The sequence below is a fragment of the Bradyrhizobium sp. WYCCWR 13022 genome (assembly GCF_030435535.1).
Taxonomy (GTDB): domain Bacteria; phylum Pseudomonadota; class Alphaproteobacteria; order Rhizobiales; family Xanthobacteraceae; genus Bradyrhizobium.
This window is the reverse complement of the sequence record NZ_JAUIZJ010000027.1, coordinates 232,286-248,914: the sequence shown is the minus strand read 5'-3', so window position 1 is coordinate 248,914 and position 16,629 is coordinate 232,286. Positions and strand designations below refer to the sequence as shown.

General features: G+C 64.2%; 11 protein-coding genes and 2 pseudogenes. 11 read left to right on the top strand and 2 right to left on the bottom strand.

Annotated elements, in window-relative coordinates; genetic code table 11:
- A pseudogene (locus QY049_RS32715) lies at nucleotides 1-826 on the top strand (histidine kinase); the annotation flags it as partial.
- Between the two features lie 44 nt (nucleotides 827-870).
- Here QY049_RS32715 and QY049_RS32710 read toward each other — a convergent pair.
- Nucleotides 871-1,614, bottom strand: a complete 744-nt coding sequence (locus QY049_RS32710) for an SDR family NAD(P)-dependent oxidoreductase (RefSeq protein ID WP_258767018.1) — start codon at nucleotides 1,612-1,614, stop codon at nucleotides 871-873.
- A gap of 143 nt (nucleotides 1,615-1,757) precedes the next feature.
- On the opposite strand from QY049_RS32710, the gene QY049_RS32705 reads away from it, so the two are divergent.
- The 6 genes and pseudogenes from QY049_RS32705 to QY049_RS32685 all read left to right on the top strand — a co-directional run bounded on the left by QY049_RS32705 (nucleotide 1,758) and on the right by QY049_RS32685 (nucleotide 9,155).
- Complete coding sequence (locus tag QY049_RS32705; protein ID WP_301270400.1) at nucleotides 1,758-2,528, top strand: methyltransferase domain-containing protein; 771 nt, start codon at nucleotides 1,758-1,760, stop codon at nucleotides 2,526-2,528.
- A 214-nt stretch (nucleotides 2,529-2,742) separates the two neighbouring features.
- A complete protein-coding gene (locus tag QY049_RS32700; RefSeq protein WP_258762640.1) occupies nucleotides 2,743-3,744 on the top strand; it encodes a DctP family TRAP transporter solute-binding subunit in 1,002 nt (333 codons plus the stop codon).
- Between the two features lie 238 nt (nucleotides 3,745-3,982).
- Nucleotides 3,983-4,348, top strand: a pseudogene (locus QY049_RS39160) (TRAP transporter small permease); the annotation flags it as partial.
- A gap of 243 nt (nucleotides 4,349-4,591) precedes the next feature.
- Nucleotides 4,592-5,875 carry a TRAP transporter large permease subunit gene (locus QY049_RS39155; protein WP_309493990.1) on the top strand — a complete coding sequence of 428 codons (1,284 nt, stop codon included), beginning with the start codon at nucleotides 4,592-4,594 and terminating at the stop codon, nucleotides 5,873-5,875.
- Nucleotides 5,876-5,998: 123 nt separating this feature from the next.
- Complete coding sequence (locus QY049_RS32690; protein ID WP_301270399.1) at nucleotides 5,999-7,150, top strand: GGDEF domain-containing protein; 1,152 nt, start codon at nucleotides 5,999-6,001, stop codon at nucleotides 7,148-7,150.
- 70 nt (nucleotides 7,151-7,220) lie between these two features.
- The gene (locus QY049_RS32685; protein WP_301270398.1) at nucleotides 7,221-9,155 is read left to right on the top strand and encodes an alkyl/aryl-sulfatase; all 1,935 of its coding nucleotides are present in this window, start codon (nucleotides 7,221-7,223) and stop codon (nucleotides 9,153-9,155) included.
- A 180-nt stretch (nucleotides 9,156-9,335) separates the two neighbouring features.
- Here QY049_RS32685 and QY049_RS32680 read toward each other — a convergent pair whose 3' ends face one another.
- Nucleotides 9,336-10,406 (bottom strand): glycosyltransferase family 4 protein, encoded by a 1,071-nt coding sequence (locus tag QY049_RS32680; protein ID WP_258762637.1) that lies wholly within the window; start codon nucleotides 10,404-10,406, stop codon nucleotides 9,336-9,338.
- A 275-nt stretch (nucleotides 10,407-10,681) separates the two neighbouring features.
- Between QY049_RS32680 and QY049_RS32675 the strand changes: the two genes are divergently transcribed.
- Genes QY049_RS32675 through QY049_RS32660 form a run of 4 tightly spaced genes read left to right on the top strand, consistent with a single transcriptional unit; the run spans nucleotide 10,682 to nucleotide 16,591 of the window.
- Complete coding sequence (locus tag QY049_RS32675) at nucleotides 10,682-12,445, top strand: ABC transporter ATP-binding protein (RefSeq protein WP_301270397.1); 1,764 nt, start codon at nucleotides 10,682-10,684, stop codon at nucleotides 12,443-12,445.
- Nucleotides 12,446-12,505: 60 nt separating this feature from the next.
- Entirely contained in the window at nucleotides 12,506-14,710 is a 2,205-nt protein-coding gene (locus tag QY049_RS32670; RefSeq protein ID WP_258762635.1) for an amylo-alpha-1,6-glucosidase, read from the top strand.
- A 22-nt stretch (nucleotides 14,711-14,732) separates the two neighbouring features.
- Nucleotides 14,733-15,254, top strand: coding sequence for a PRC-barrel domain-containing protein (locus QY049_RS32665; protein ID WP_194477086.1), 522 nt, complete (start codon nucleotides 14,733-14,735; stop codon nucleotides 15,252-15,254).
- 23 nt (nucleotides 15,255-15,277) lie between these two features.
- Nucleotides 15,278-16,591, top strand: coding sequence for an MFS transporter (locus QY049_RS32660; RefSeq protein WP_194477085.1), 1,314 nt, complete (start codon nucleotides 15,278-15,280; stop codon nucleotides 16,589-16,591).
- Nucleotides 16,592-16,629: the final 38 nt, after the last annotated feature.

Sequence of the window (16,629 nt, the reverse complement as noted above, 5' to 3'; positions counted from 1 at the left end):
AGACGAAGATTGGCTCTGGGACATCGCCAACGAAATGGAAATCGAGGACGGCGTCATCTGGGTCTATGAGGGAGTTGAACTAAGCGCCGTTAGATCGCTGCCGTGCGGCTGGCAGCCGCTTAGATTGGAAAGGGACGAGACTAGGTATCTTATCGGCGGTGTTCTCGATGGTGAGAGAGTATATTCGGTGATCGCAGCAGCTGCGCCGAGAATGGGAATGTCCGCGTCGGCTGTGCTTACGTCAAAAATGATTGCACAGTTCCGTCCGCGACTCGTCGCGATGGTGGGGATTTGCGCCGGCCGAGCTGAAAAGACGCAACTCGGAGATGTTATCGTTGCAGATCCATGTTGGGATTGGGGGAGCGGCAAGATAGATTCAGTGGACAACGTTCCGCACTTCAGGCCGGCTCCGCACCAGATCGAATTGGACACGGATATTGGCGCCCTGTTGAAGGAGGTTTGCGCCGATGTAGCTATGTTGGCCACTATCAAATCAGCAGCAAGGGGAAGTAAGCCGTCGCACGAATTGAGGGTGCATTTTGGTCCGCTTGCCTCGGGTGCGGCAGTCGTCGCGAACAGTGACACATTCAATTCGCTGCTACTGCAACACAGGAATTTGCTCGGGATTGAGATGGAGGCGTACGGCGTAGTGGTTGCCTCCAAGGGTTCCGGAAAGCCGCGGCCACTTCCACTAATTCTCAAAGCAGTTTGTGACTTCGCCGACAAGGACAAGGCGGACGATTTTCAGGAGTACGCCGCTCATACTAGTGCATTGCTTCTCCACAAGATTGCTGTGCCGGTTCTGAAACAATTGTACGCAAACTGAATCTTGCAGCTGGGGTGCTATCCCAACCGCCGATGGCACTCATGTCAGAACTGATACCTTCTCAAGCCGCCGTCCACGGGGATCACCGTGCCCGTGATGTAGCGCGCCAGCGGTGAGGCCAGGAACACTGCGAGCACCGCGAGGTCTTCCGGCTCGCCCCAATAGCCGACCGGAATCTCTTCCTCCGCAAACCGCTCGCGATAGTCAGGCGCATAGTTGCGGCGGATCTGCTCGCTCATGATGCGGCCGGGCGGGATGCAGTTGATGGTGATGCCGTGCTCGCCGATCTCGCGCGACAGGCCCTTGGCCCAGGCGTGCACCGCGGCCTTGGCGGCGAAGGCGGCGTTGAGGCCTTCCGGCTCGGACTTGCCGGTGATGTTGACGATGCGGCCCCATTTGCGCTCGATCATCTGCGGCAGCAGCGCATGCGCGATGCGGCGGTAGCTGGTGAAATTGAGAGCGATCGCCTCGTCCCATTTGCTGTCGGGCGCATCGACGGGCAGGGGGCGGCTGCCGCCCGCATTGTTGACGAGGATGTCGACATGGCCGAGCTCCTTCAGCGCGAAGGCAGCGATCTTCTCGGCCGCGTCCCTGGCCATCACGTCCTGCTCGAACGGGATGATCAGGCCGCCGCCGACCTCCTTCACCAGCTCGGCGAGCAGGTCGGTGCGGCGCGCCACGCCGACGACGCGCACGCCTTCGGCCGCGAGGCCCTTGGCGATGGCGCGGCCGATGCCGATGCTCGCTCCGGTGACGACTGCGGTTTTCGATTTCAGCCCGAGGTCCATGGTCACACGCTCTCTTGATTGGTTCTTGCTTTTTGCTTTCGCTTCCGGCCCGTCCCGCGGGCATTGCGAATTGCCTGACCGGGACGAGCAGTGGTAACCAAGGGCGATCACGAAGGAAACACCAAAAAGAAAAGGCGCAGGCCATGGTCTGGGATCCGCAGCAATATCTGAAATTCTCCGGCCATCGGCTCCGGCCCGCGATCGACCTGTTGATGCGCATTCCGGACGTCGGCCCGCGTACGGTCGCCGACCTCGGCGCCGGCGCCGGCAACGTCACCAGGCTGATCAAGGAGCGCTGGCCATCCGCCGCGGTCACCGGTGTCGAGGGCTCGGCCGAGATGGTCGCCGCCGGGCGCAAGGCCGCGCCTGACGTGGAATGGTCACATGAAGACCTCGGCCATTGGCATCCCGCGAAGCAATATGACGTCGTCTATTCCAATGCCGCACTGCACTGGCTGCCCAATCATGAGGCACTCTTTCCGTCCGTGATGGAGAAGGTGGCGCCCGGCGGCATGCTTGCAGTGCAGATGCCGCGCAACTTCCTGGCGCCGTCTCATGTGCTGATCGGCGAGACCGCCCTCAACGGGCCGTGGCGGTCCGAGGTCGAGCACCTCGTCACGCCGCCGCCGGTCGAGGGACCGGCCTTCTATCATGACGTGCTCGCGCCGCTCTCGCAGAACATCGACATCTGGGAGACCGAGTATCTCCAGGTCCTCGAAGGCGAAAATCCCGTGAAGGAATGGACCAAGGGCACCTGGTTGACGCGCTATCTCGACGTCCTGCAGGGCGACGAGAAGGCTGCGTTCGAAGCCGCCTATGGGACGCGCGTCGCGAAGGCCTACCCGAAGAACGAAGCGGGGCAGACGCTGTTCCCGTTCCGGCGGCTGTTCATGGTCGCCCAGCGCAAGGGGTAATTGCTCTTCGCGATGCGGCATAAGCGCTCGCTCCGGGGGACGGGGCGGGCGCCGGGTTGCGCATGCGACCTCGCGCGGGATAACGTCCCTGCGACATTGCTTCGCTGCGGCAAATTGGGCTTAGGTCTAGTTGTTCGTGGCGCGGATTGCTGCCACTACTGAAACCGCAAAACAAAAAAGAATCTGGTTTCCAAGGTTGTTGGGGAGGTACTTCATGCGCAAACTGCTCTTTGCGGCCGCCGTGGCCGCGCTCGCTTTGGCTCCTGTGGTCGCCGAGGCTCAGAGCCCTATCATCATCAAGTTCAGTCACGTCGTCGCCAACGATACCCCCAAGGGTAAGGGCGCGCTGAAGTTCAAGGAGCTTGCCGAGAAATACACCGACGGCAAGGTCAAGGTCGAAGTCTATCCGAACTCCTCGCTCTACAAGGACAAGGAAGAAATCGAGGCGCTCCAGCTCGGCTCCGTGCAGATGCTCGCGCCCTCGACCGCGAAATTCGCGCCGCTCGGCATCAAGGAATTCGAGGCGCTCGATCTGCCCTGGCTGTTCAAGGACGACGCGACCTATTCCGCCGCGATGAAGGGCAAGCTCGGCAAATGGCTGTTCCAGAAGCTGGAAACCAAGGGCATCACCGGCCTCGCTTATTGGGACAACGGCTTCCACATGGTGTCGTCGAATCGCCCGCTGATGAAGCCGGAGGATTTCAAGGGCCTGAAATTCCGCATCTCCGGATCCAAGATCGCCGACCAGTACTTCCGCCTGATGGGCTCGATCCCGCAGATCATGGCATTCTCGGAAGTCTACCAGGCGCTGCAGACCGGCGTGGTCGACGGCTGCGAGAACACGGCGTCCAACTATCTGACGCAGAAGTTCTACGAGGTGCAGAAGGACATCACCGTGTCCTATCACGCGCATCTGCAATACGCCGTCATCGTCAACTCGAAGTTCTGGTCCGGCCTGCCGCCTGACATTCGGGCCCAGCTCGAGAAGGCGATGGCGGAAGCGACCGAATACACCAACCAGATCGCGCACCAGGAAAACGAGGACGCGCTGGCCGAGATCAAGAAGTCGGGCAAGACCACGCTGCATTATCTGAGCGACGCCGACCGCAAGGCATGGCAGGAAGCGATGCGGCCGACTTATGCCTGGGCCAAGGGCCGGGTTGGGCAGGAAGTGCTCGATCTCGTCGCCAAGGAACTCGACGTCAAGATGAACTGACGCCTATTCCGGAGAATGATACCAACGGTCGGGAGTGTGTGCACTCCCGACCGTTTCGCATATCCATAGGGGGGACTCTGATTTGCTTCGCGCGCTCAACCAGTTGCTCAATCATCTCGAAGAGTGGTTGATCGCGACGCTCATTGCGGCTGCAACCGGACTGATCTTCGTCGCCGTCGTGCACCGCTACGGTGCGGGCGAATCGATCAATCTGGCGCGATGGGCGACCGCGCACGGGATGACCTGGCTGGCGTCGCTGTCGATGGCGGTGTTCACCTTCCTGTCCGAGCTCGATCTGTCCTGGGCGCAGGAACTCTGCATCTACATGTTCATCTGGATGGCGAAGTTCGGCGCGGCCTATGGCGTGCGCACCGGCATCCATGTCGGCGTCGACCTGCTCGTCAACCGCCTGCCCGAGCACTCGCGCAAGCACGTCATTCTGTTCTCGCTGCTCTGCGGCGCGCTGTTCACCGGCATGATCGCCACCTTCGGCGCCTCTTTCGTCGCCGAGATGTTCAAGACCGGCCAGCAATCCAACGATCTGGAAGCGCCGATGTGGTTCGTCTATCTGGCGATCCCGCTCGGCTCGGGCCTGATGTGCTTCCGCTTCCTCCAGGTCTCCTGGTTCTACTACTGGACCGGCGAGCTGCCGCATCATGACGAGACCCATGTCGAGGGCGTCGAGGCCGATGGCTCGCCGGCGCTGCATCCGCAGCCCGCGGGCGCCGCGACGAAAGCGGCCGGACGAAAGGTTTCGCCGCTCGGCGTGATCCTGATCCTGGCGCCGATCCTGATCTTCATGCTCTGCCTCGCCGAGAAGACCGGCTTCATCGTGCTGCCGCACTGGATGCGCGCGGCGACCGTGTTCGCGCTGCTGATCGCGCTGATGCTGACCGGCATTCCGGTGTCGATCGCGCTCGGTCTCACCGTGATGACGTTCCTGTTCACGCTCACGGCGGTGCCGATCGAAGCCGTCTCGATGAAGCTCTTCACGGGCATCGAGGGCTTCGAGATCATGGCGATCCCGTTCTTCATCCTCGCCGGCAATTTCCTCACCCATGGCGGCGTGGCGCGGCGCATGATCAATTTCGCGACCTCGCTGATCGGGCACTGGCACGGCGGCCTTGGCCTTGCCGGCATCGTCGCCTGCGCGATGTTCGCGCTGGTGTGCGGCTCGAGCGTCGCGACCGTCGCCGCGATCGGCGCCATCGTGCTGCCGGAGATGGTCCGCCACGGCTATCCCATGCGCTTCGGCGCCGGCATCATCACGGTGGCCGGCTCGCTCGGCATCCTGATGCTGCCGTCGATCCCGAAGATCGTCTACGCGGTCTCCACCAACACCTCGATCGGGGCACTGTTCGTCGCCGGCCTGCTGCCCGGCATCATGCTGACGACGATGCTTTGCATCGTCACCTGGTGGCTCGCGCGCAAGCGCGACTATCCGCGGCTGCCGAAGGCGAGCTGGGGCGAGACCGTTCACGCCTTCCGCGAGAGCGTCTGGGGCCTGATGCTGGTCGTCATCATCATCGGCGGTATCTACAGCGGCCTGTTCACCGCCACCGAGGCCGCCGCGATGGCCGCGGTCTACTCCTTCATCATCGCGGTGTTCGTCTATAAGGCGATCAAGATGTCGGACGTGCCGCGCGTGCTGCTGCGCGCCGCCAATACCAGCGCGATGCTGCTCTACATCGTCACCAATGCGGTGCTGTTCTCCTTCGTGCTCTCCAACGAGAACCTGCCGGCGACGCTCGCCGACTGGATCACGGCGCAGAACCTCGGCTGGGTGGGCTTCCTCCTCGTCGTCAACGTGCTGCTGCTGCTCGCCGGCAACTTCATGGAGCCGAACTCGATCATCCTGATCATGGCGCCGATCCTGGCGCCGGCCGCCAAGAAGCTCGGCATCGACCTCGTCCATTTCGGCATCGTCATGGACGTCAACATGGAGGTCGGCCTCTGCCATCCGCCTGTCGGCCTGAACCTCTACGTCGCCTCCATGATAGCGCGAATGCGCATCACCGATCTGGCGGGAGCAGTCATGCCGTGGCTGCTCACCATGCTCGGCTTCCTCGTCATCGTGACCTATTGGCCCGACCTGACGCTGTGGCTGCCGCGGGTGCTGGGGATGCACTGACCCACGGGTGGGCGGGAGACATGGCTAACGCGCGGTAAATCCGCGCGTTCAAATGCGCCCGGACTGCAGCGCATGCATTTTACGGATATGCGGTAGGACCATGCCAGCGGGATGGATGCGGGCATGTTGTTCGACAGAATGGAATCCGGACGGGCGTCTATTTCCGACGCCGTCCATCTGGAAGTCATCACGGGCCTCCACGGCACGACGATGCCGACCATTCTCGCGGCGGCCTGCCAGGCGATGGTCGGCGCCATCACGACCTACGAGACGGGCGACCTTGTGACCGCGGCCCTGACCGTTGCCGGCGTCGCCGTGGCCATCGTCCGCCTGTTCGAGATTTTCGCATTCCGCCGCCGCCTTGCGCGGTCGCCTCGGCTCGGTCGGATGGAGGCCGCGCGCTGGGAACGGCTCTATGTGACCGGCACCGTCGTGACGGCGCTGATCCTCGGCCTGTTCGCCGCACGCAGCATCGTGCTGGGTGATGCGCTCTGTTGCGTGATGGCGATCGGAATCGGCTTCGGCTTCGGCGCCGGTGTGGTGGCGCGGCTGGCGCTGCGCCCCGTGGCGGCGCTGCTCGATCTCGTCGCCATCGCCGCGCCCGCCGCGATCGTGACCTTCCTGCAGCCCGATCTGCGCCATGTCGGCCTCGGGCTCCTCATCCTGATGTACGTGGTCGCGAGCTTCGAGATGGTGCGGCTCAGCTTCAACGCCTCGATCAACCAGATCACGCTCAAGCGACAGTTCGAGCAGCTGTCGCGCGTCGATCCGATGACGGGCGTGGCCAATCGCTCGGTGCTGGCGACGGATCTGCCCGCCATGCTCGAGGCCGGGACGATCGCCGTCCATACGCTCGATCTCGACCGCTTCAAGGAAGCCAACGACCGCTTCGGCCATCCCGTCGGCGATGCGCTGCTCAAGCTGGTCGCCGGGCGGCTGAGGGCGATCGCCGTGCCGGAGGACCTCCTGGTGCGGATGGGCGGTGACGAATTCGTGCTGGTTCAGCGCACGGCTGATGACGCGGAAGCGATGGCGATGCGCATCGTGCAGGCGATCGGTGCGCCCTATGACGTCGATGGACGGACAGTCGAGCTCGGCGTGAGCGTCGGCATTGCCGTTGCGCCGGACGATGGCCGGACCGCGGAGGCGCTGTTGTCGCGCTCCGACAAGGCGCTCTACCGCGCCAAGGAACGTCGGGGCGGCTACGTGCTGGCGCGGGAGCTGCGTACCACGGCTGCGTCGGGCCAGACTGTTTCCGAAGGGCTGGCCGCGTAAGGAGCGGTTGGAACCGCAATCGAGATGCGGTTAGATGCCTCCCCAGACAAGATGCGCCGGGAGGAGCCTCATGACCAGCATCGAAGCAGCCGACACGCCAAAGGACGCAACGCCTTCGGTCATTGCGCAGCATCAGGCGATGCTGAACGCGCTGCCGTTTTCCGACACGCGGGATTTCGACGACGCTGCGCGCGGATTCCTCGGCACGATCGAGCACGCGAAGATTGCCAATCCGCAAGGGCGGACGGTCTGGAGCCTCGAGCCCTATGGTTTTCTGTCCACCGAGCAGGCGCCGCCGACGGTCAATCCTAGCCTGTGGCGGCAGTCGCGGCTCAACATGCAGCACGGCTTGTTCGAGGTCGTGCCGGGCGTCTACCAGGTGCGCGGGCTCGACATCGCCAACATGACGCTGATCGAGGGCGACAGCGGCGTCATCGTGGTGGACACGCTGACCTCGATCGAAGGCGCGCGCGCCGCTCTCGATCTCTATTTCAGGCATCGCGGCTTGAAGCCGGTCGCGGCCGTCATCTTCACCCACACCCACACCGATCACTGGGGCGGGGCGCGCGGCGTGCTGGAGGAGGATGCGCTGGCGACGGGTCGTGTACCGATCATCGCGCCGAACCTGTTCATGGAGCATGCCGTCTCCGAGAACATCATCGCCGGACCTGCGATGCTGCGCCGGGCGCAGTACCAGTTCGGACCGTTCCTCGCCAAGGGCGTGCGGGGACAGGTCGATTGCGGCCTCGGCAAGACCATGGCCGCGGGCGCGGTCGTATTGCTGCGGCCGACCGACCTGATCATGGCGACAGGCGACACGCGCGTCATCGACGGCGTCGAATTCGAATTCCAGATGGCGCCGAACAGCGAGGCGCCGGCGGAGATGCATTTCTTCCTGCCGCGCTACAAGCTCCTGAACCTCGCGGAGAACTGCACGCACAATTTCCACAATCTGCTGCCGTTCCGCGGCGCCGACGTGCGCGATGCGCTGGCCTGGTCGAAGTACCTCAACGAGGCGCTGCATCTGTGGGGCGGCAAGGCCGAGGCGATGTGCGGCCAGCATCACTGGCCGGTGTGGGGCCGCGAGCGCATCGACACCATGATCCGCGAGCAGCGCGACCTCTACAAATACGCGCACGACCAGACCATCCGCCTGATGAACCATGGGCTGAACGCGGCCGAGATCGCCGAGGCGATCCAGCTGCCCAAGAGCCTGGAGGGCGCCTGGCACGGCCGCGGCTATTACGGCCACATCCGCCATAACGTGAAGGCGATCTACCAGAAATACCTCGGCTGGTACGACGCCAATCCGGTCAATCTCGATCCGCTGCCGCCGGTGCAGTCGGGCAGGAAATATGTCGAGTACATGGGCGGCGCCGATGCCATCATCGCCCGCGCACGCGCGGATTATGGCAAGGGCGAATTCCGCTTCGTGGCGCAGGCGCTCGGCCATCTCGTCTTCGCCGAGCCGGACAATGCGGCTGCGCGCGCGCTGCTTGCCGATACGCTGGAGCAGCTCGGCTATGCGGCCGAGAGCTCGACCTGGCGCAACGCCTATCTGTTCGGCGCCCAGGAGCTGCGCCAGGGCATGCCGAAGACGCCGCCGCGTGCACCGATGCCGCGCGAGACACTGGCGGCGCTGCGCACGGAGCAGCTCTGGGATGTGCTCGGCATCCGTCTCAACGGGCCCAAAGCCGAGGGCAAGCACATCGTGCTGAACTGGAGTTTTTCGGACACCGGCGAGACCTTCGTGCTCAACCTCGAGAACTGCGCCCTGACTTATTCCGAAGGCGTGCAGGCGGAGCAGGCCGATGCCAGCTTCACGCTGGCACGCGCGACGCTGGATGAGGTGATTGCGAAGCTCACGAGCTTTCCGGAGGCGGTCGCCGCCGGCAAGGTCAAGCTGTCAGGCAACCCCATGAAGCTCGCCGAGCTGATGGGGCTGATGGACGAATTCCCGCGAATGTTCGAGATCGTCGAGCCGAAGCGGGCCGTCGTGGGGTAGGGCACTCTTCTTCCTTCTCCCCTTGCGGGAGAAGGTGGCGCGAAGCGCCAGATGAGGGGTCTCTCTCCGCGGAAAACTCCACTACGGAAGCACCCCTCACCCAAGTGAGCGAGCCGCTTGAGTCTTGAGCCCTCTCCCACACGGGGAGAGGGCGCTTCGACTGTCAGCGGTGCAGAAGCCTTACTCCGCGCTGCTCACCAGCTTGATCCGCGGCGCAGTGGCTTCGGTCAGGCTGCGATAGGTAGCGAGATAGTCCAGCGCCATGCGCCGCGCCGTGAAGCGCTTCTCGAACTGCCTGCGGATGGCGGTGCGGTCGAGCTGGGCGAGGCGACCCACGACGCCGGCGGCGCTGATGATGTCCTCGACGACGAAGCCCGTGAGACCCTCGTCGATGATCTCGGGAACCGAGCCTCGGTTGAAGGCGACCACCGGCGTGCCGCAGGCCATCGCCTCGATCATCACCAGGCCGAACGGCTCCGGCCAGTCGATCGGGAGCAGCAGGCCGAGCGCACCACTCAGGAAGTTCGACTTCTCGTGATCGCTGATCTCGCCGATGAAATCGACCAGCGGGTTGCTTGCGATCATCGGCTTGATGAGCTCGTCATAGTAATCCTGGTCGGCGCGATCGACCTTGGCGGCGATCTTCAGCGGGATGCCACAATGCATCGCGATCTTGATGGCCCGATCCACGCCTTTCTCCGGGGCGATGCGACCGAGCACGGCGAGATATTCCTGTTTCGCCGGCTTTGGCGTGAGCAGATTTGCCGGAAGGCCGTGATGGATCGTGGTGACCCAGTTGGCTTGCGGCACCGGACGCCGCTGCGCGTTCGAGATCGAAATGACAGGGATCTTGGAGAAGGTGTTGAAGACCGGCTGATGCTCAGGCAGATCGAGCCGGCCATGCAGTGTGGTCAGGAACGGCGTCGGCTGCCGGTAGAAGAGCGACCACGGATAGTAGTCGAGATGGAAGTGGAGGAAGTCGAACTCCTCGTCGTCACATTTTTGCCGCACGCGCTCGAGCAGAACCATGTGCAGCGCGTTGGGATCGCGTACGGAGCCGTCGAGGCGAAGTGCCCGCGGCCATAATGCGTCGAGTTTCGCCGACGTCTGCGAGTCGCCGCTTGCGAACAGGGTGACGTCGTGTCCAAGGGCCACCAACTCTTCCGTCAACCAATGGACCACCCGCTCGGTGCCGCCATACAGCTTGGGTGGAACAGCCTCCGTCAACGGAGCTACCTGCGCGATGCGCATCTCACCTTCTCCTCTGCGATCATAAACGTTGAAACCCCCAGCGCGTCGGCACCGGCTATGCCAGCGAAGGGAACGTTCCCGCAGTTGCGAAGTTCCTCTCAACAAACGTTACTTATTCGACACATCGCGCGCGTGTCTCGATGCTGCCATCAGCTCTTCTCAGATCGTCCGCATCCGCATGTCGTGATGACGTTGCCCGGGAACCGAGGCGAACTGGTCGATGTTCAGTCGATCATAAGAACAATTGAAATCATCACGACGGGGTCGAGTGTCACATGGATCATCTTTCTCGGTATGCGCGCAGGCCATTTGCCTTTGTCCTGCGTTATCTGCGGCGCAGGTGGGCGTCGCATCTGGTGATCTTGGGTTCTGTCGTTGCGGCGGTTGCCTGCTCGGTAGGCACCCAGTATGGCGTTAAATTCCTTGTCGATAGTCTGTCGGCGGGAACCTCGCACGGTGGCAGCGTATGGCTGGCATTCATTCTACTCATGTCGCTGATCGCTGCCGACAATTTTCTGTGGCGGATCGCGAGCTGGACGGCGAGCTTCACGTTCGTTCGTGTCACGGGCGATTTACGCCGTGACATATTTCGTCATCTGACCGGTCACGCGCCGAGCTATTTTTCGGACCGGATGCCGGGCATGCTGACCAGCCGCATCACGGCGACGTCCAACGCGGTGTTCACCGTCGAGAACATGTTCGTCTGGAACGTGTTGCCGCCGTGCATCGCCACAGTTGCGGCGATCATGCTGATCGGAACCGTGAGCCCCTATATGGCGGCGGGCCTGATCGTGATCGCCGGCGGCATGGTGATCGCGATGTTTCATCTGGCTGCGGCCGGCAAGCCGCTACATGACGATTTCGCCGACAAGGCCGCCGTCGTCGACGGCGAGATGATCGACGTCATCAGCAATATGCCGCTGGTGCGCGCGTTCTGCGGCATAGGTCATGAGCACGAACGTTTCGACGCGACGGTGAACCGGGAGCTGACCGCGCGAGGGCGCAGCCTGCGCTATCTCGAAAAGCTGCGGCTTATTCACGCCGGCGTGACTGTTGTTCTGACCGTCGCGCTAATGGCCTGGGCCATTACGCTGTGGCAGCAGGGCGAGGCGACCACCGGCGACGTCGTGCTGGTCTGCACGCTCGGCCTGTCCATTCTCAATGCAACGCGCGATCTTGCGGTGGCGCTGGTGGACGTGACCCAGCATGTCGCGCGCCTGACCGAGGCGATTGCGACGCTGCTGGTGCCGCATGAGCTGCGCGATCACCCCGAGGCCGAGCCGCTGGTCAAGAGCGGCGCCGCGATCGCGTTTAACAACGTCACCTTCGGCTATCCCGGCGCCGCGAAGATCTTCGAGCGGTTCAGCCTACGCTTGCAGCCCGGCCAACGCGTCGGCCTGGTCGGCCAGTCCGGCGGCGGCAAGTCGACCCTGTTCACGCTGCTCCAGCGCTTCTACGATGTTGACGAAGGCAGCGTCACCGTCGACGGTCAAAACATCTCGATGGTGACGCAGCAGAGCCTGCGCGAGGCGATCTCCGTCGTGCCGCAGGATATTTCCTTGTTCCATCGCTCGATTCGCGAGAACATCCGCTACGGCCGCCCGAACGCGACCGACGACGAGGTGCTGCGCGCGGCGATCGCGGCGCGCTGCGACTTCATCGACAGCCTGCCGGAGGGGCTCGACACCATGGTCGGCGACCGCGGTGTGAAGATGTCCGGCGGCCAGCGCCAGCGCATCGCGATCGCGCGCGCCTTCGTGAAGGACGCGCCGATCCTGCTGCTCGACGAGGCCACAGCCGCGCTCGACAGCGAATCGGAGGAGGCGATCCGCGAGGCGCTGACGCGGCTGATGCGTGGCCGCACCGTGATCGCGATTGCGCATCGCCTCGCGACGCTTCGCAATTTCGACCGCGTGGTCGTGCTCAGGAACGGCAAGATCATCGAGGACGGTGCGCCCGACCGCCTGATGCAGGGCCACGGTCCGTACCGTGAGCTGGTGACGCAGGAAATGAGCCGGCTCGCGAAGTTCGCCGCGTAATCCCAACAGTTGCGTTTGCGTTGGTCGCGTTCGAAACACTGGCAGCAGGGGAGCAGGCTCATGGCAGCCGAAGCCGCAACCAAGGTCATCTCGGTGTCGCAGACGATGGAGACCGTCGCCGAGCAGGCGTTCTACATTCCGATGACGGGGCCCGCCGCGCGGCCCCGTCGTTCGCTCAAGCACGACGATACGTTCATCGTTCTGGACAGCCATGGCGACATCGGCGCTTCCGCCGGCGGGCCGGATGGCCTGTTCAACCATGATACGCGTTATCTCGCGCGGCTGGAGCTCGTGCTCGACGATCTCCAGCCGCTGCTGCTTGGCTCCAACCTGCGCGACGACAATTCGGGATTGACGGTGGATCTCACCAATCCCGATATCTATCGCCAGGGCCGCATTGTGCTGCAGAAGGACCTTCTGCACATCGTGCGGACCATCTTCCTGTGGCGCGGCACGGCGTATCAGCGCATCGGGCTGCAGAACCACGGCGAGCAGCCGGCCGCCTTCGAGCTGACGCTGCTGTTCGACAACGACTTTGCCGATCTGTTCGAGGTGCGCGGCGAGCGGCGGCCGCGCCGCGGCACCGGCACCAGCAGGCTGCTGGGCCCGACCGACGTGCTGTTCGAATATCGCGGCCTCGACGATGCCGAGCGCACCACCGGCCTGCATTTCGATCCGCGTCCGACCCGGCTCTCGGTCAATGCTGCGACCTGGCAGCTCGAGCTGGGCCCGCATGAGGCCAAATCGCTGTTCGTCGCCGTGTCCTGCAACCGGCCGGTCGCGGAGAAGCCGGCGCGCTTCTTCAGGGGACTGCTGGCGCATCGCCGCGAGATGCGGCAATCGACCATTGGCGCCGCCAGCATCGAGACCTCCAACAACATCTTCAACGAGGTGCTGTGCCAGGCCATGGCCGACCTCAACATGCTGATGACCGAGACGCCGCAAGGGCGCTACCCCTACGCCGGCATTCCCTGGTACTCGACGACCTTCGGCCGCGACGGGCTGATCACCGCGCTCCAGATGTTGTGGGTCGATCCGCGCGTCGCCAAGGGCGTGCTGCGGCGGCTGGCGCATTTCCAGGCCAGGACGGTCGATCCGCTCGCAGATGCTGCGCCGGGCAAGATCCTGCACGAGATGCGTGGCGGCGAGATGGCGATGCTGCGCGAAGTGCCGTTCTCGCAATATTACGGCAGCGTCGACTCGACCGCTCTGTTCGTCCTGCTCGCGGGGCGCTATTTCGAGCGCACCGGTGACGAGACCACGCTGACCGAGCTGTGGCCGGCGATCGAGGCCGGGCTTGCCTGGATGGACGGACCCGGGGATCCTGACAAGGACGGCTTCGTCGAATATCAGCGCGCCACCGAAAAAGGGCTCGCCAACCAGGGCTGGAAGGACTCCTACGACGCGATCTTCCATGCCGACGGCAAGCTTGCGGAAGGCAACATCGCACTGGCGGAGGTCCAGGGTTACGTCTTTGCCGCCAAGCAGCTCGCCGCGCGATGCGCGCGGAAGCTCGGCAAGAGCGATCTCGCCGGGAAGCTCGAGGCCGAAGCCAAGTCGCTCGCCGGGCGCTTCGAGCAGGCATTCTGGTGCGAGGAGCTCGGCACCTATGCGCTTGCTCTCGATGGCAGGAAGCGGCGCTGCGAGGTTCGCACCTCCAACGCCGGGCAGGTGCTGTTCAGCGGCATGATCCGGGAGGATCGTGCCCGGCTGGTTGCCGCCGATCTGATGCGCCCGCACTTCTTTTCGGGCTGGGGCATCCGCACGGTCGCGCAAGGCGAGGTACGCTACAATCCGATGTCGTATCACGATGGATCGATCTGGCCGCACGACAATGCCCTGATTGCGCTGGGTCTTGCGCATTACGGGCTCAAGCACTCGGTGGCCCATGTATTCAAGGGCCTGTTCGAAGCCGCGACCTACATGGATCTGCGCCGGTTGCCGGAACTGTTCTGCGGCTTCCGGCGCGAGAAGCGGCGCGGCCCGACGCTTTATCCCGTCGCCTGCGCCCCGCAAGCCTGGGCCAGCGCGACGCCGTTCACGCTATTGGAGGCGGCGCTCGGCATCGAGTTCGACGTTGGGCGCAGCGAGATCCGCCTGCGCAATCCGCATCTGCCGGCGTTCCTGAACGAGGTCATCCTGCGCGATCTGCGGCTCGGTGAATCCAGTGTCGACCTGCGCGTCAGCCGCCATGGCCACGACGTCGCGCTGGAGGTGCTGCGCACGCGCGGCCAGATCCAGGTCTCGATCCTGCTGGCGCACTAGCTCGGCGCGGAAAGGAGGATTCATGCGTACCGCCGGATGGTTGATCCTGAGCCTGGCCGTCGTCGCGGGATTGACGGTTGCCGCATCGCGCGCCGCGGAGGAATTGCCCGCCGCCGCGACCGAAGCGAATGCTCCACCGACGGCAGCGCCGCCGGCCTCCGTGGTCCCGGTCACACCGAAGGATGCCGCGCCGCCGCCGTCGGTGACCATCATCGGCGCCAGCGACGCCCATGGCGTGCTCGGCCGCGACGTGCGCAGCGCGGCCGACGAGGACATGGGCCACATCGTCGACGTCATCGTCGATCTCACCGGCCATGTGCGCGCCGCCGTGATCGATTTCGGCGGCTTCCTCGGCGTCGGCAGCCGCAAGATCGTGGTGGACTGGAACGCGCTTCGGTTCGGAAAGATCACCAACAAGAAGGACAGCATCACGCTGGAACTGACCAAGGCGCAGGTCGCGGCTGCGCCGGAATACAAGGAAGACACGCCGATGGTCGTGCTGGGCGCGTCCGGCAGTCTTCAACCGCTGCAGGCCATCCAGTGAGCAGGGGGGAGGGGTGACCGCCTGTGCTCTCGTCGAGGAAGCCTGATCATGAGAGGCGCGAAGGACGCGTTGAACGGGACGAGGTCGCCGCACCCGTGCTTGCGGCCATTCCGGCGCCGTCGCAACGGAGCCTGCGCGGTCTCGACTGGTTCATCTTCTTCCTCGCCGACGTGCAGACCGGCTTCGGCCCCTTCATCGCGGTCTACCTGACGACGCAGAAATGGACGCAGGCCCAGATCGGCCTCGTGCTGTCGATCGGCGGCATTGTCGCGCTGATCGGCCAGATGCCGGGCGGCGCCATCATCGACGCCGCCAAATCCGAGCGGCTGGTCGCAGCGCTTGCCATCGCGACCATCGGCTGCTGTGCGCTCGCTTATGCCGCGATGCCGATCTTCCCGGTGGTGGTGGCCGCTGCCACGCTGCATGCGGCGGCGAGCTGCGTGCTGGGGCCGGCGATCGCGGCGATCAGCCTGGGCCTGGTCGGTCCGCTCGCGATCGGCGAGCGGCTCGGCCGCAACGCACGCTTTGCTTCGCTGGGCAACGGTGTCGCCGCCGCGGTGATGGGAACGGCCGGCTATCTTCTTTCGAGCCGCTCGGTGTTCCTGGTCACCTTCCTGCTCGCGATCCCGACCCTGATCGCGCTGTCGCGGATTCGCGAGGAGGAGGTCGACATCGCACGCTGCCACGGCGAGATGCCGCGCGAGGCGCCTGACCCCGGCGACACCAATATCTGGCATCTGATACGGCAGCGGCCGCTGATCGTCTTTGCGCTCAGCGTGCTGCTGTTGCAGCTCGCCAACGCCTCGATGATGCCGCTGATGGCAAGCGCGGTGACGGCACGGTCGAGCCAGTGGGCAACGGTGCTCGTTGCCTTCTGCATCGTCGTGCCGCAGGCGATTGTCGCGCTGCTATCACCCTCGGTCGGGCGCAAGGCGCAGGCGTGGGGCCGGCGCCCGCTGCTGCTGATCGGGTTTGGCGCGTTAACGATCCGCGGCCTGCTGTTCGCGACGGTGCGCGATCCCTATCTGCTGGTGCTGGTGCAGGTATTCGACGGTTTCACGGCCGCGGTGTTCGCGGTGATGATTCCGCTGATCGTGGCCGACGTCGCCTTCGGCAGCGGGCACTTCAATCTGGCGCAGGGCATCGTCGGCACGGCGACCGGCATCGGTGCCTCCTTGAGTACTGCGCTTGGCGGCTATGTCAGCGACAAGTTCGGCAATGCCACCGCCTTCTTCGGACTCGCGAGCATCGCAGCGACAGGGCTGCTGCTGATTCTCTTCGTGATGCCGGAAACGAGGCGCACGGGCTTGACAGCGCCAAAAGAAATGGCCGGCTGAACGAAGTCAGCCGGCCATAGTCGGGGAAGAAGAAGCGA

Bases quoted from the DNA above. Each gene is read 5' to 3' on its own strand.
- QY049_RS32690 (WP_301270399.1), top strand. From the start codon at position 5,999: ATGTTGTTCGACAGAATGGAATCCGGACGGGCGTCTATTTCCGACGCC.
- QY049_RS32685 (WP_301270398.1), top strand. From the start codon at position 7,221: ATGACCAGCATCGAAGCAGCCGACACGCCAAAGGACGCAACGCCTTCG.
- QY049_RS32670 (WP_258762635.1), top strand. From the start codon at position 12,506: ATGGCAGCCGAAGCCGCAACCAAGGTCATCTCGGTGTCGCAGACGATG.
- QY049_RS32665 (WP_194477086.1), top strand. From the start codon at position 14,733: ATGCGTACCGCCGGATGGTTGATCCTGAGCCTGGCCGTCGTCGCGGGA.
- QY049_RS32710 (WP_258767018.1), bottom strand. From the start codon at position 1,614: ATGGACCTCGGGCTGAAATCGAAAACCGCAGTCGTCACCGGAGCGAGC.
- QY049_RS32705 (WP_301270400.1), top strand. From the start codon at position 1,758: ATGGTCTGGGATCCGCAGCAATATCTGAAATTCTCCGGCCATCGGCTC.
- QY049_RS32675 (WP_301270397.1), top strand. From the start codon at position 10,682: ATGGATCATCTTTCTCGGTATGCGCGCAGGCCATTTGCCTTTGTCCTG.
- QY049_RS32700 (WP_258762640.1), top strand. From the start codon at position 2,743: ATGCGCAAACTGCTCTTTGCGGCCGCCGTGGCCGCGCTCGCTTTGGCT.
- QY049_RS32680 (WP_258762637.1), bottom strand. From the start codon at position 10,406: ATGCGCATCGCGCAGGTAGCTCCGTTGACGGAGGCTGTTCCACCCAAG.
- QY049_RS39155 (WP_309493990.1), top strand. From the start codon at position 4,592: ATGCGCGCGGCGACCGTGTTCGCGCTGCTGATCGCGCTGATGCTGACC.